The organism is Streptomyces sp. KL2 (genome assembly GCF_046529545.1).
GTDB classification, from domain to species: domain Bacteria; phylum Actinomycetota; class Actinomycetes; order Streptomycetales; family Streptomycetaceae; genus Streptomyces; species Streptomyces radiopugnans.
In genome coordinates this window covers 3,597,883-3,611,149 of the sequence record NZ_CP127170.1, presented here as the reverse complement: position 1 = coordinate 3,611,149, position 13,267 = coordinate 3,597,883, and the positions used below count along the sequence as shown (strand labels likewise).

Below are 13,267 nucleotides of genomic sequence, written 5' to 3'. Positions count from 1 at the left end.
CCGGCGGGCAACCGCCGGGGCCGGCGCACGCGTCAGCCGGTGTTGCGCAGGCCCGCGGCGACGCCGTTGACCGTCAGCAGCAGGGCGCGGCTCAGCAGCGGATCGGGCTCCTCGCCGCGCTCGGCGGCCTCGCGCTGCCGGGCCAGGAGCGTGACCTGGAGGTAGGAGATCGGGTCCAGGTAGGCGTCGCGGATGGCGAAGGTCTGCTTGAGCACCGGCTGCGCGTCCAGCAGTTCCCGCTCACCGGTGATCCGCAGCACCTCGCGCACCGTCAGCTCGTGCTCGGCCTCGATGGTGGCGAAGATGTGCCGCAGCTCCTGCGGCACCAGCGTCTCCACGTAGAGCCGGGCGGTCCGCAGGTCCGTCTTGGCCAGCGTCATCTCGACGTTGGACAGGAAGTTGCGGAAGAAGTGCCAGCGCTCGTAGGCCTCGTCCAGCACGCTGTCGAGCCCGGCCTCGCGCGCGGCCTTCAGCCCGGTTCCGACGCCGAACCAGCCGGGCACGATCTGCCGCGACTGCGTCCAGCCGAACACCCACGGGATCGCCCGCAGTCCGTCCAGGCCGGCGCCGGAGTCGGGGCGGCGCGAGGGGCGGGAGCCGAGGTAGAGGTCGGCGAGCTGGTCCACGGGGGTGGAGGCGAAGAAGTACGCGGGCAGGTCCGGGTTCTCCACCAGCGCGCGGTAGGCGCTGTGTGCGGCCTCGGAGACGGTGTCCATCGCCGCGTCCCAGCGGGCCAGCGCCTCGTCGGACTGGCGGGGCGCGGTGTGCAGGGCGGACGCCTGGAGGGTGGCGGCCACCGTCTGCTCCAGGTTCTCCCGGGCCAGGGAGGGGATGAGGTACTTGTCGGAGATGACCTCGCCCTGCTCGGTGACCTTGATCTCGCCCTCCAGGGTGCCCCAGGGCTGGGCGAGGATCGCGTCGTGGGTGGGGCCGCCGCCGCGGCCGACGGTGCCGCCGCGGCCGTGGAACAGGCGCAGCCGCACCCCGTGGCGGTGGGCGACGTCGCGCAGCCGCCGCTGGGCCCGGTGGATCTCCCACTGGGAGGTGGTGATGCCGCCGAACTTGGAGGAGTCGGAGTAGCCGAGCATGACCTCCTGGACGTCGCCGCGCAGGGCGACCAGACGCCGGTAGGAGGGGTCGGAGAGCATCGAGTCCAGCAGCTCGTCGGCGATGCGCAGCTCGTCGGTGGTCTCCAGCAGCGGCACGACGCCGATGCGGGCCCAGCCGGCGTGCAGGTCGATCAGGCCCGCCTCGCGCGCGAGGACGGCGACGGCGAAGACGTCGTCGGCGCCCTGGCACATGGAGATGATGTAGGACTCGATGACCTCGGGGCCGAAGGTGTCCAGCGCCTTGCGGACGGTCTCGAAGACGCCGAAGGTCTTGGCCCCGGCGGCGTCCAGCGGCGCGGGCTGCGGGGCCAGCGGACGGCGGGAGCGCAGTTCCTTGGCGAGCAGCCGCCGCCGGTAGTCGCGCGGCATGTCGGCGTAGCGCCAGGACTCCTCGCCGAGGCGGTCGAAGAGCTGCCCGAGGGCGTGGTGGTGCGCGTCGGCGTGCTCGCGCACGTCCATGGTGGCCAGCTGGAGGCCGAAGGCGCCCAGGGTGCGCATCACGCGCTCCAGCTGGCCGTCGGCGATCAGCGAGCCGCGGTGCTCGCGCAGGGAGTTCTGGACCAGCTCCAGGTCGGCCAGGAGTTCGCCGGTGCCCAGGTAGTCGCGGCCGGGCACGTGCGGGTCGTCCCCGGCCAGGCGCTCACGGGTGTTGAGCAGCTTCTGCCGGATGCAGGTGATCTTGAGCCGGTAGGGCTCCTCGGCGTTGAGCCGCTTGTAGCGGGGGCTGATCTCCGGCAGGAGTTCGAGGTCGCGCTTCAGGGAGTCCCGCAGTTCCTCGGTGGCGCCGCTGATGCGGATGGAGTTGGACAGGGCGGCGCGCAGCTCGTCGATGTGCTCCAGGGCGTCGGTGATGCCGTGCTCGTGCTGGAGCAGCAGCACCTCCCAGGTGACGGCGGGGGTGACGTTGGGGTTGCCGTCGCGGTCGCCGCCGATCCAGGTGCCGAAGGTCAGCGGGCGGGAGGCAGGCGGGAGCGGGGCTCCGGCGCGCTCCAGCTCGGCGGCGAGGTCCTCCAGGACGTCGCCGACGGCGTCGCGGTGCAGTTCGTCGAGGTAGTAGACGGCGTTGCGCGCCTCGTCGGCCGGCTCGGGGCGGGCCACGCGCAGCTCGTCGGTCTGCCAGATCAGGTCGATGTTCTCGGCGAGCCGCAGGTCGGTGCGGCGGCGCTCGTTGGGGTCGGTGTTCTCCAGCAGCTCGGCGACCTTGCGGAGCTTGGTGAGCACCGACCGGCGGGCGGCCTCGGTGGGGTGGGCGGTGAAGACCGGGCGCACGCCGAGGTTCGCCGCGGTCTCCCGCAGGTGGGCGGGGTCGGCGTCCTTGAGCATGTCCGCGGTGCGGGCGAGGTTCCCGCCCTCGGCGGCCCGCCTGGCGCGCAGTTCGCGGCCGCGGTGAACCTGCTCGGTGATGTTGGCGAGGTGGAAGTAGGTCGAGAAGGCCCTCACGAGCTTGGTGGCCGTCGCGAGGTCGGTGCGGCTGAGCAGGGCGGCGGCGGCCTCGCCGTCGGTCCTGGTCAGGGCGCGTACGCGTTCGACGAGCTCCAGCAGCTCGGCGCCCTCCTGGCGGACGAGCGTCTCGCCGAGGAGATCGCCCAGCCGGCGGATGTCGGCCCGCAGGGCCGCGCTGGTCTCGGCACGGGCCTCGGCGGAGGCCTCCAGCGGGGCTTCCGGGGCGCTGGGTTCATTCCGGGCGTCCGGGGTACTCGGACGGCCCGCCGTGGAAACCTCCGCGGCCGGGGAAGGGTTCTTGCCAACCGGGTTCGGGGAGGTGTCGGCACTGCTCACAGGTGCGGCTCCTTGCGGCGATGCTTCTGGCAGGTCACGGACCGCGTTGTCCGACGACCCCCAGGATAGGCCGCTCCGGGAGCGCGTGGATCATCCAGTCCACCATGCGGCCCTCTTGCCCCCACACTCACGACTGCCATACTTACGATTGCGTAGGTTACGGAACCGTAAGTAACGCGACCCCGTCCCCCAAGCTTCAAACGAGAGCAATTTATGACGATCAGTCCGGACGTGCTTCGCACGAACTCCGAGAACTCCGAAGACACGACGAAATCCGCCCCGGCGTCCGGGGGACCGCTCCCCTCGGCCACGCTCGGCGGCGAGCAGCGCCGTTCCGTCGAGCAGATCACCCTGCTGCTGTTCATCACCGTCCCCTTCATCGCCCTGGTGGCCGCGGTTCCGCTCGCCTGGGGCTGGGGGGTGAGCTGGCTGGACCTCGGGCTGCTGGTCGGCATGTACTTCCTGGGCTGCCACGGCATCACCATCGGCTTCCACCGCTACTTCACCCACGGCGCCTTCAAGGCGAAGAAGCCCCTGCGCGTCGCGCTGGCCGTCGCCGGGTCGATGGCCGTGGAGGGCCCGCTGGTGCGGTGGGTCGCCGACCACCGCAAGCACCACAAGTACTCCGACGCCGAGGGCGACCCGCACTCCCCCTGGCGCTACGGCGATACCGTCCCCGCCCTGCTCAAGGGCCTGTGGTGGGCCCATGTGGGCTGGATGTTCGACGAGGAGCAGACGCCGCAGCACAAGTACGCCCCGGATCTGGTCAAGGACCCGGTGATCCGCCGCATCTCCCGCCAGTTCGTGCTGTGGACGGTCGTGTCGCTGGCCATTCCGCCGGTGATCGGCGGGCTGGTCACGATGAGCTGGCAGGGCGCGCTGACCGCCTTCTTCTGGGGCTCCCTGGTGCGGGTGGCGCTGCTGCACCACGTCACCTGGTCGATCAACTCCATCTGCCACGCGGTGGGCAAGCGCCCGTTCAAGTCGCGTGACCGCTCGGGCAACGTGTGGTGGCTGGCGGTGCTCTCCTGCGGGGAGTCCTGGCACAACCTGCACCACGCGGATCCGACCTGCGCCCGGCACGGCGTGCTGAAGGGGCAGATCGACTCCAGCGCCCGGCTGATCCGCTGGTTCGAGAAGGCCGGCTGGGCGTACGACGTGCGCTGGCCGTCGAGGAAGCGGATCGACGCCCGCCGCCGGGAGGAGGCCGCCGAAGCGGCATGATGGAGGAGTGGCGACCGACGACGGCAGTACCAAGGGCAGGCACTCAGGCTCCACCCGGCGGACCCGCCGCCGGATGACGGGGAAGGAGCGCCGCGAGCAACTGCTGGACATCGGTCGCGCGCTCTTCGCCGAACGCGGCTTCGAAGGCACGTCGGTGGAGGAGATCGCGGCGAAGGCCGGGGTCTCCAAGCCGGTGGTCTACGAGCACTTCGGCGGCAAGGAGGGGCTGTACGCGGTCGTGGTCGACCGGGAGATGCGGCGGCTGCTGGACATGGTGACGGGGGCACTGACCGGTGGTCATCCGCGCGAGCTGCTGGAGCAGGCTGCGTTCGCGCTGCTGGACTACATCGAGCAGTACACCGACGGGTTCCGCATCCTGGTGCGGGACTCGCCGGTGGCCCAGTCGACGGGCAACTTCGCCTCGCTGATCAGCGACATCGCCACCCAGGTGGAGGACATCCTGGGCCTGGAGTTCAAGGCGCGCGGCTTCGACCCGAAGCTGGCGCCGCTGTACGCGCAGGCCCTGGTGGGCATGGTGGCCCTGACCGGCCAGTGGTGGCTGAACGCCCGCAAGCCCGACAAGCCCGAGGTGGCCGCCCACCTGGTGAACCTCGCCTGGCACGGACTGGACGGCCTGGAGCCCAAGCCGCGCCTGATAGGCCACCGCCGCAGCTGAACCCGGCCGGGGCGGTGGCGGTGCGCCCCGGGAGACCCCTCCCGCTCTCTTGACATCAAGAGACTTCACATCGACAGAACTACTACACTGTCCGTATGGAGGACGAGGTCGACCGACTGGTGGCAGCGTGGCGCCGCGAGCGCCCCGATCTCGATGTGGAGCCCCTGGAGGTGCTCAGCCGGGTCAGCAGGCTCGCCCGCCACCTCGACCGGGCCCGCCGCATCGCCTTCGCCGAGCACGGGCTGGAGCCCTGGGAGTTCGACGTGCTGACCGCGCTGCGCCGCGCCGGCGCCCCGTACCAGCTCTCCCCCGGCCAGCTGCTGACCCAGACCCTGGTCACCTCCGGCACCATGACCAACCGCATCGACCGGCTGGCGAAGAAGGGGCTGGTGGAGCGGCTGCCCGACCCCAGCGACCGGCGCGGCGTACTGGTCCGGCTGACGGAGGCCGGGCGCGACCGGGCCGACCGGGCCCTGGCCGGGCTGCTGGAGCAGGAGCGGGCCATCCTCGCCGAGCTCCCCTCCAGCCGGCGGGCCGAACTGGCCGGACTGCTGCGGCAGCTCACCGCACCGTTCGACAACATCCCCTGACGGATCCGCGCCACGGACCCGGCGCGGGCGGGACTACGTCGTCACGTGCTCCAGGTCCACCGGGCCGACGCCCGCCTTGCGGGCCAGCGCGACCGCGGCCAGCGTGGAGTGCACCCCCAGCTTGCCCAGCACGTTCTGCATGTGGGTGCGGACGGTGTGCGGGGAGAGGTAGAGCCGCTCGGCGACCGCCTTGCGGCCCAGCCCGGCCACCATGCAGCGCAGCACCTCGTGCTCGCGCGGGGTCAGCGACTCCACCAGCCGCTCGCTCTCGGTGCGGTGCCGGCGCGTCGCGGTCAGCTCGCGCAGCACCCCGGTCAGCAGGGCGGGCGGCAGGTGCGTCTCACCGCGCAGCACCCCCCGGACCACCTGGAGCAGCCGGGAGAGCGAGCAGTCCTTGGCGACCCAGCCCGACGCCCCCGCCTGGAGCGCGGCCGCCGCGCGGCGCGGGTCGTCGCGCTCGGCGAGCACCACGGTGCGGACCTCGGGGTGGTCGCCGTGCACCCGCGAGACCAGGGCGATGCCGCCGGCCGCGGCCGGCGCGTCGGCGGTGGCCGGGTCCGGCACCGGCGCCTCGCCGGCGTCCGGGGGAGCGCCCCCCAGATCGGCGTCGATCAGCAGGACGTCGAAGCGGCGGCCGTCGGCCGCCGCCCGTTCCAGGGCGCGCAGCGCCGCGGGGCCGCTGCCGGCCGCGGCCACCTCCACGTCCTGCTCCACTGCGAGTGCCGCGGCGAGCGACTCGGCGAATATGCGGTGGTCGTCCACCACGAGAACCCGGATACGTTGCACGCACACCCCCTGCCGCCGAAAGGCCCACCCGCGTTCGGGCGCGGCGCCCGGTGCGGGGACCGGACGGGCCGCACGGCCGCCACCGTGCCCTGCTCGTACCCGGCCTCCGTGCGCCGCATCCGGCGTGTGCCGCCCCCTGATGCGCACCGGCCCCCGGCGGCCGGTGCCGTCCATCAGCGTACGGCCGGGGTGGGGCCGCCGAGGCGGATTGGCGGAAACCGACCGCCGGCACGGTCCGCGGCGACCGGACGTGCACGGTCGGCGGTGTCCGGCGTGGCACGGACCGATCGCTTCCGACACATTGCGATCATCACATCGATCACCGCGCCATCCACCGGGCCGCGCACCGCACCGGTCACCGCTCCGCACACCGCCCGCACACCGCCCGCGCACCGCCCGCGCACCGCCCGCGCGCACCCGGTCCGCCGGCCGGGCGCTCTCAGCCTTCCAGCCGGCGTGCTCCCGCCGAGGGCACCGCCTCGAACAGCCGCGGGGCCGGGTGGCCCGCGGCGTCGAAGGCGTCGGCGACCTCCGCGCCGACCTCCTCCGCCCCGGCCGCCTCCACCAGGACGACCGCGGAGCCGCCGAAGCCGCCGCCGGTCATCCGGGCGCCCAGCGCGCCCGCCGCGTTCGCCGTCTCCACCACCAGGTCCAGCTCGGGGCAGGAGACGGCGAAGTCGTCGCGCAGCGAGGCGTGCCCGGCGGTCAGGACCGGGCCGATCGAGCGGGGGTCGCCCGCGTCGAGGAGGCCGACGACCTCCTCCACCCGCCGGTTCTCGGTGACCACGTGGCGCACCAGCGGCCGCAGCGCCGGATCGGCCAGCCCGGCCAGCGCCGCGTCCAGCTCCCCGTACGGGACGTCGCGCAGGGCCGCGACCCCCAGGGCCGCCGCGGCCTCCTCGCAGCCCGCCCGGCGCCGGGCGTACTCGCCGTCGCCCAGCGCGTGCTTGACGCGGGTGTCCACCACCAGCAGCCGCAGGCCCGCGGCGGCCAGGTCGAACGGGACCTGGCGGGCGGCCAGGTCCCGGGTGTCGAGGTGGAGGGCGTGCCCGGCCGTGCAGCAGGCCGACGCCATCTGGTCCATGATCCCGCAGGGGACGCCGACGAACTCGTTCTCGGCCCGCTGGCAGAGCCGGGCGATCCGCTCGGGGGCCAGCCCCAGGCCGTACAGGTCGTTCAGGGCCACCGCCGTGGCGACCTCCAGGGCGGCCGATGAGGACAGGCCCGCGCCGGTGGGCACATCGCTGCGGATGTAGAGGTCGGCGCCTCCCTCCCGGCCGGACAGCAGGCCGGCCTCGCGCAGTGCCCACACCACGCCGGCCGGGTACGCGGCCCAGCCGTCGGCCGTGCCGGGCGCGAGCTTCTCGGCCGGCAGGCGCACCGTGCCGCCCGACACGTCGGCCGAGTGGAGGCCCAGCACTCCGTCGTCGCGGCGGGCCGCCGCCACCCGGATGGTGTGCGGCAGGGCGAGCGGCATGACGAAGCCGTCGTTGTAGTCGGTGTGCTCGCCGATGAGGTTGACGCGGCCCGGCGCGGCCCAGATCCCGGTGGGCTCACCGCCGTGGACCGCGCGGAAGCCTTCGGCCGCCTCCGCCGTCTGCGCCGCGTTCAGCGCCTCCGCCTCCGCCCCGGCCTCGGGGCCCAGGGGCCCGTTCACGTTCCGCTCCCCTCGCCGCCGCCGGCGGAGTCCAGCGCCCTGCCCCGGGCGAAGGCCCAGGCGTCGGCGACGATGTCCTTCAGATCGGTGCGCGAGGGCCGCCAGCCCAGCCGCTGCCTGGCCCGGTCCGCCGAGGCGACCAGGAACGCCGGGTCGCCTCCGCGGCGCGGCGCCGTCCTCTCGGGCACGGGGTGGCCGGTGACCTCGCGGACCGTGCGGATCACCTCGCGGACGGAGAAGCCGCTGCCGTTGCCCAGGTTGCACACCAGGTGCTCCCCGGGCTCCGCGGCGTCCAGCGCCAGCAGATGGGCCTCGGCGAGGTCGGCGACGTGGATGTAGTCGCGTACGCAGGTGCCGTCGGGGGTGGGGTAGTCGTCGCCGTAGACGGAGATCGCCTCCCGCTGCCCGAGCGCGACCTGGAGCACCAGCGGGATGAGGTGCGACTCGGGGTCGTGCCGCTCGCCGAGGGCGCCGTGCGCGCTGCGGTACGCGCCGGCCACGTTGAAGTAGCGCAGCGAGACGGCGGCCAGGCCGTGGGCCGCGCACTCGCCGGCGATCATGTGGTCGACGGCGAGCTTGGAGGCGCCGTAGGGGTTGGTGGGGGCGGTGGGGGCGTCCTCGCGGATGGGGACCTCCTCGGGCTCGCCGTAGGTGGCGGCGGTGGAGGAGAAGACCAGGGTGCGCACACCGGCCCCGCGCATCGCGTCCAGCAGCGCCATCGTGCCGCCGACGTTGTTGCGCCAGTACTTCTCGGGGTGGGCGACGGACTCGCCGACCTGGGAGCTGGCCGCGAAGTGCAGCACGGCGTCGTAGGAAGGGTCCAGCCAGTCGGCGGCGTCCTGGATGCGTCCCCGGACGAAGTCCGCTCCCGCCGGCACGCCCGCGCGGAAGCCGGTGGACAGGTCGTCCACCACCGTCACCCGGTGTCCCGCCTCCAGCAGGTGCGCCGCGACGACGCTCCCGACGTAGCCGGCCCCGCCGGTCACCAGATACGTGCCGCTCACCGGCTCGCCACCTCCCGCAGTCGCTGCGCCGCCGTCTCGGGCGGCACGTCGTTGACGAAGACCCCCATGCCGGACTCCGAGCCCGCCAGGTACTTCAGCTTCCCGGACGTGCGGCGGATCGTGAAGAGTTCCAGATGGAGGGCGAAGTCCGCCCGTCCGGCCCAGTCCCTGCCCCCGTCCGGGCCCAGCGGCGCCTGGTGCCAGCCGGAGATGTACGGCGTGGGCGGCTCGCCGGGGCCGAAGATCCGGTCGAAGCGCCGCAGCAGCTCCAGGTAGACGCCGGGGAACTCGGCCCGGGCGTCCGCCCGGAGCTCCGTCATGTCCGGCACCCGCCGCCTGGGGTACAGGTGCACCTCGTACGGCCAGCGCGCGGCGTGCGGCACGAAAGCGGTCCAGTGGCCGGTCTCCAGCACCACGCGCCGCCCGTCGGCGCGCTCGGCGGCCACGACGTCGTCGAAGAGGTTGCCGCCGGTGCGTTCCCGGTGGGCGGCGGCCGAGCGCAGCATCCGCCCGGTGCGCGGGGTGACGAAGGGGTAGGCGTAGATCTGGCCGTGGGGGTGGCCGAGGGTGACGCCGATCTCCCGGCCCCGGTTCTCGAAGCAGAACACCTGGCGCACGCCCGGCAGCGCCGACAACTCGGCGGTGCGGTCGGTCCAGGCGTCCAGGACCAGGGCGGCCCGCTCCTCGGTGAGGTCGGCGAAGGACGCCTCGTGGTCGGAGGTGAAGCACACCACCTCGCAGCGCCCGGCGCCCGGGGCCCGCAGGAAGAGGCCGGCGGCGTCCTCCGCGGCGGCCGGGCCCGGGGGGCCGGCCAGCGAGGGGAAGCGGTTCTCGAAGACGGCCACCTCGTAGTCCTCGGCCGGGATCTCCGTCATGCGCCCGTCCCGGGAGGGGCAGAGCGGACACTCGTCGGCCGGCGGGTGGTACGTGCGGGCCTGGCGGTGCGCCGTGACCGCGACCCACTCGCCGAGCAGGGGGTCGTGCCGGATCTCCGAGGCCGTGGCGACGGCGTCCAGGGGGCGCCGGTCCACCGCGTCGCGTTCCGCGGCGCCGTGATCGTCGTGAACGTCGTAGTACACGAGTTCGCGACCGTCGGCGAGGCGGGTCGAGGTCTTTTTCACCTGGGGTCTCCCTATACTACGACCCAAACATAATCGAACATAAAAAACCATGAGTGAACATTGACGTCAAGGGACCACCCCCACAGAAGGCCCCGTCACGCCATGGAGGCGACCTGCTCATGCCGTCGTACCAATTGGCCCAGGATCTCCGGCTCCCCACGAACGCCCTGGACTACACGATCCTGGCCGTCTATTTCCTCGTCATCCTGGGAGTCGGGTTCGCTGCCCGGCGCAGCATCAAGACCAGCCTGGACTTCTTCCTCTCCGGCCGCTCACTGCCCGCCTGGGTGACCGGCCTCGCCTTCATCGCGGCGAACCTCGGCGCCCTGGAGATCCTGGGCATGGCGGCCAACGGCGCGCAGTACGGCGTCTACACCGTGCACTGGTACTGGGTGGGCGCCATCCCGGCCATGGTCTTCCTCGGCCTGGTGATGATGCCCTTCTACTACGGGTCCCGGGTGCGCTCGGTCCCCGAGTTCCTGCTGCACCGCTTCGGGCCCTCGTCCCACCTGCTCAGCGGCATCCTGTTCTCGGCGGCCTCGGTGCTGATCGCGGGTGTCAACCTCTACGCGCTGGCCATCGTGCTGGAGGCGCTGCTGGGCTGGCCGCAGTGGGTGTCCATCGTGGTCTCGGGCCTGTTCGTACTGCTCTACATCACCCTGGGCGGTCTGTCCTCGGCCATCTACAACGAGGTCGTGCAGTTCTTCGTGATCCTGGCCGGCCTGATCCCGCTGACCGTCCTCGCACTGACCCGGGTGGGCGGCTGGAGCGGGCTGCGCGATTCGCTCACCGCCTCGCAGGGCGAGAACTTCGTCTCCGCCTGGGGCGGGACCGGCATCGGCTCGGACAACCCGCTGGGCGCCAACTGGCTCACCATCGTGCTCGGCCTCGGCTTCGCCCTCAGCTTCGGCTACTGGACGACCAACTTCGCCGAGGTCCAGCGCGCCCTGTCCGCCAAGAACCTCTCCGCCGCCCAGCGCACCCCGCTGATCGCCGCCTTCCCCAAGATCTTCATCCCGGCGATCGTCGTCATCCCCGGTCTGGTCGCGCTGGTGGTGGCACCGGACATCGGTCCGGGCAGCGGCCTGGAGTACAACCAGGCGGTCCCCCTGCTGATGCGGGACCTGCTGCCCAACGGCGTGCTGGGCGTCGCGGTGACCGGTCTGCTCGCCGCCTTCATGGCCGGCATGGCCGCCAACGTCTCGGCCTTCAACACCGTCTTCACCAACGACATCTGGCGGCCCTACCTGGTCAAGGGCCGCCCGGACTCGTACTACGTGCTCACCGCGCGCGTGGTCACCGCGATCGGCGTGCTGCTGGGCATGGGGACGGCGTTCATCGCGGCGACGTTCAGCAACATCATGAACTACCTGCAGACGCTGTTCTCCTTCTTCAACGTGCCGCTGTTCACCGTCTTCATCATCGGCATGTTCTGGAAGCGGATGACGGCCGCGGCCGGTTTCTGGGGGCTGCTGGCGGGCACGGTCGCGGCGATGGTCAACTACTTCTGGTTCTACCGGGGCGGGCTGGTCGACATCCCCACCGACCAGGGCGCCAACTTCGTCTCCGCCATCGTCGCCTTCGTCGTGGGCACGCTCGTCGTCGTGGTCCTCACCCCTCTGACCAGGCCCAAGCCCGTCGAGCGGCTGGCCGGCCTGGTGTACGGCACCCGCTCCCCCGGTCTGGCCGAGCCCCCGGCCGCGGGCGACGAGGCCTGGTACCGCAGGCCCGCGCTGCTGGGCTGGGGGGCGATCATCCTCGCCGCCCTCTGCTACATCCCCTTCTCCTTCTGAGCGCCCCGCGCACCGCACAGCGAAGGATGTGATCCACCGTGACGAACGACGGCAACGGCGAGAACGGCAACAACGGCGCAGGCGGTCCGCACGGCGCCCACGAGTACCGCGGCCCCTCGGGCTCCCGCGGTCCCTCCGACCCCGCCGACCCCGGTGTCCCCGGCGTCGGCAAGGGCGACCCGGAGCCGGACTGGCGGGAGGAGGAACGCGAACTGGAGGAGCGCTCGGCCAGCGCCGCCCGGCTGTTCGACATCCGCCGTGTCATCGGCCTGCTCTTCGTGGTCTACGGCGTCCTGGTCACCGCGGCGGGCATCTTCGTCTCCGACGCCGACCTGGCCAAGGCCCAGGACATCAACATCAACCTCTGGGCCGGGCTGTCGATGCTGGTGCTGGGGCTGCTGTTCCTGCTCTGGCTGCGGCTGAGCCCCACGGTCCCGCCGCCGCCGCGGCGGGAGGCCGGCGACGGCGGCCCGGGAGCCGTACCGTCCGCCGGGGAGTGACACGCGCCTCCCGCCGTACGGACAGGGGCGTGGGGCCGGCGCGTCAGCCCGGCCCCACGCCCCTGTCCGTACCCCTGTCCGTATCCCTGTCAGTGCCTCTGTCAGTGCCTCTGTCAGTGCTCCTGCGCAGATCCCCGTCCCGCGCCCCGGCCGCCCGGTCCAGCAGCCCGGTGCGGGCCGCCAGCGCCGCCGCCTCCAGCCGCGAACCGACCCCGAGCTTCATCAGCACCCGCTGCACATGGGTGCGGGCCGTGCTGGGCGCGATCCCCATGCCCACCGCGATCGTCCGGGTGTCCTCCCCCTCGGCCACCCGCACCAGCACCTCGGCCTCGCGCGGGGTGAGCATCCGCAGCAGTCTGGCGCCCTCGTCGTCCGGCTCGGTCCTCGGGTTGAGCAGTTCCGCGAAGGCGCCCCGCAGCAGCTGCGGCGCCACCGCCGCCTCCCCGGCCCGCGCCCTGACCATGCCGCGCTCGACGCCCTCGATCCGCTCGTCGTGCCGTATGTAGCCGGACGCCCCCGCCGCGAACGCCGCCGCGATCCCCCGCGGACTGGGCACCGGGCCCAGCACCACCACGGCGGTCTGCGGCCGTTCCCGCCTGATCCTCGCCACGGGATCGAACGTTCCGGGCTCGGCGGGCGACGCCGTGCCCCACAGGCACACCTCGGGGGCCCTGCTGACCACCAGCTCCGCCGCCCCCGCGGCCGGCGCGGCGGCGGCGAGCACCCGGTGCCCGCGCAACCTCAGCGCCGAGGCGAGCGCCTCGGCGTGCAGACGGTGGTCGTCGACCACCATGAGCCGCACGGTCATCCACACCCCTGTCGTTCCGTCGGCCCCGTCCCGGGGCCGGACCGGGCCCCCGTACGGCACTTCGAGCCGCCCGGCTCCGTCTTGCCCCCGGAAGCTACACGCTCCCCCGGCATCCCGCGTCCCTTCCGGCAAGAACCGGCGGGAACTCCCGCGGACCCAAGCGAGCGGCCCCGCGCCCCTCCTGTGGAGGGGCGCGGGGCCGCTGCGGTGGCGGCGGTCC

At 73.1% G+C, this 13,267-nt stretch carries 11 protein-coding genes; 5 read left to right on the top strand and 6 right to left on the bottom strand.

What is annotated here, in order from left to right; genetic code table 11:
• Positions 1 to 32 precede the first annotated feature (32 nt).
• On the bottom strand, positions 33 to 2,762 hold the full coding sequence (gene ppc / locus QPK52_RS16400; protein WP_410540355.1) for a phosphoenolpyruvate carboxylase: 2,730 nt from the start codon (positions 2,760 to 2,762) through the stop codon (positions 33 to 35).
• 339 nt (positions 2,763 to 3,101) lie between these two features.
• On the opposite strand from ppc, the gene QPK52_RS16395 reads away from it, so the two are divergent.
• The 3 genes from QPK52_RS16395 (at position 3,102) to QPK52_RS16385 (ending at position 5,378) form a co-directional block, all read left to right on the top strand.
• On the top strand, positions 3,102 to 4,112 hold the full coding sequence (locus tag QPK52_RS16395) for an acyl-CoA desaturase (RefSeq protein ID WP_410538247.1): 1,011 nt from the start codon (positions 3,102 to 3,104) through the stop codon (positions 4,110 to 4,112).
• 7 nt (positions 4,113 to 4,119) lie between these two features.
• Positions 4,120 to 4,788 carry a TetR family transcriptional regulator gene (locus tag QPK52_RS16390; RefSeq protein ID WP_410538246.1) on the top strand — a complete coding sequence of 223 codons (669 nt, stop codon included), beginning with the start codon at positions 4,120 to 4,122 and terminating at the stop codon, positions 4,786 to 4,788.
• Between the two features lie 95 nt (positions 4,789 to 4,883).
• Positions 4,884 to 5,378, top strand: coding sequence for a MarR family winged helix-turn-helix transcriptional regulator (locus tag QPK52_RS16385; RefSeq protein WP_093660868.1), 495 nt, complete (start codon positions 4,884 to 4,886; stop codon positions 5,376 to 5,378).
• Between the two features lie 33 nt (positions 5,379 to 5,411).
• On the opposite strand, the gene QPK52_RS16380 is transcribed toward QPK52_RS16385, so the two are convergent.
• From QPK52_RS16380 to galT, 4 genes are all read right to left on the bottom strand, one after another.
• On the bottom strand, positions 5,412 to 6,164 hold the full coding sequence (locus QPK52_RS16380) for a DNA-binding response regulator (protein ID WP_410538245.1): 753 nt from the start codon (positions 6,162 to 6,164) through the stop codon (positions 5,412 to 5,414).
• Between the two features lie 439 nt (positions 6,165 to 6,603).
• Positions 6,604 to 7,809, bottom strand: coding sequence for a galactokinase (galK, locus tag QPK52_RS16375; RefSeq protein WP_410540354.1), 1,206 nt, complete (start codon positions 7,807 to 7,809; stop codon positions 6,604 to 6,606).
• An 8-nt stretch (positions 7,810 to 7,817) separates the two neighbouring features.
• A complete protein-coding gene (gene galE, locus QPK52_RS16370; protein ID WP_410538244.1) occupies positions 7,818 to 8,825 on the bottom strand; it encodes a UDP-glucose 4-epimerase GalE in 1,008 nt (335 codons plus the stop codon).
• The gene (gene galT, locus QPK52_RS16365; RefSeq protein ID WP_410538243.1) at positions 8,822 to 9,946 is read right to left on the bottom strand and encodes a galactose-1-phosphate uridylyltransferase; all 1,125 of its coding nucleotides are present in this window, start codon (positions 9,944 to 9,946) and stop codon (positions 8,822 to 8,824) included. The genes galE and galT overlap by 4 nt, the downstream gene beginning before the upstream one ends.
• A 119-nt stretch (positions 9,947 to 10,065) precedes the next feature.
• On the opposite strand from galT, the gene QPK52_RS16360 reads away from it, so the two are divergent.
• On the top strand, positions 10,066 to 11,739 hold the full coding sequence (locus QPK52_RS16360; protein WP_410538242.1) for a sodium:solute symporter family protein: 1,674 nt from the start codon (positions 10,066 to 10,068) through the stop codon (positions 11,737 to 11,739).
• A 212-nt stretch (positions 11,740 to 11,951) separates the two neighbouring features.
• Positions 11,952 to 12,239, top strand: a complete 288-nt coding sequence (locus QPK52_RS16355) for a hypothetical protein (RefSeq protein WP_410540353.1) — start codon at positions 11,952 to 11,954, stop codon at positions 12,237 to 12,239.
• 43 nt (positions 12,240 to 12,282) lie between these two features.
• Here QPK52_RS16355 and QPK52_RS16350 read toward each other — a convergent pair whose 3' ends face one another.
• Positions 12,283 to 13,047, bottom strand: a complete 765-nt coding sequence (locus QPK52_RS16350; protein ID WP_410538241.1) for a LuxR C-terminal-related transcriptional regulator — start codon at positions 13,045 to 13,047, stop codon at positions 12,283 to 12,285.
• Between the last annotated feature and the right edge of the window lie 220 nt (positions 13,048 to 13,267).

Bases quoted from the DNA above. Each gene is read 5' to 3' on its own strand.
- QPK52_RS16350 (WP_410538241.1), bottom strand. From the start codon at position 13,047: ATGACCGTGCGGCTCATGGTGGTCGACGACCACCGTCTGCACGCCGAG.
- QPK52_RS16385 (WP_093660868.1), top strand. From the start codon at position 4,884: ATGGAGGACGAGGTCGACCGACTGGTGGCAGCGTGGCGCCGCGAGCGC.
- QPK52_RS16395 (WP_410538247.1), top strand. From the start codon at position 3,102: ATGACGATCAGTCCGGACGTGCTTCGCACGAACTCCGAGAACTCCGAA.
- QPK52_RS16360 (WP_410538242.1), top strand. From the start codon at position 10,066: ATGCCGTCGTACCAATTGGCCCAGGATCTCCGGCTCCCCACGAACGCC.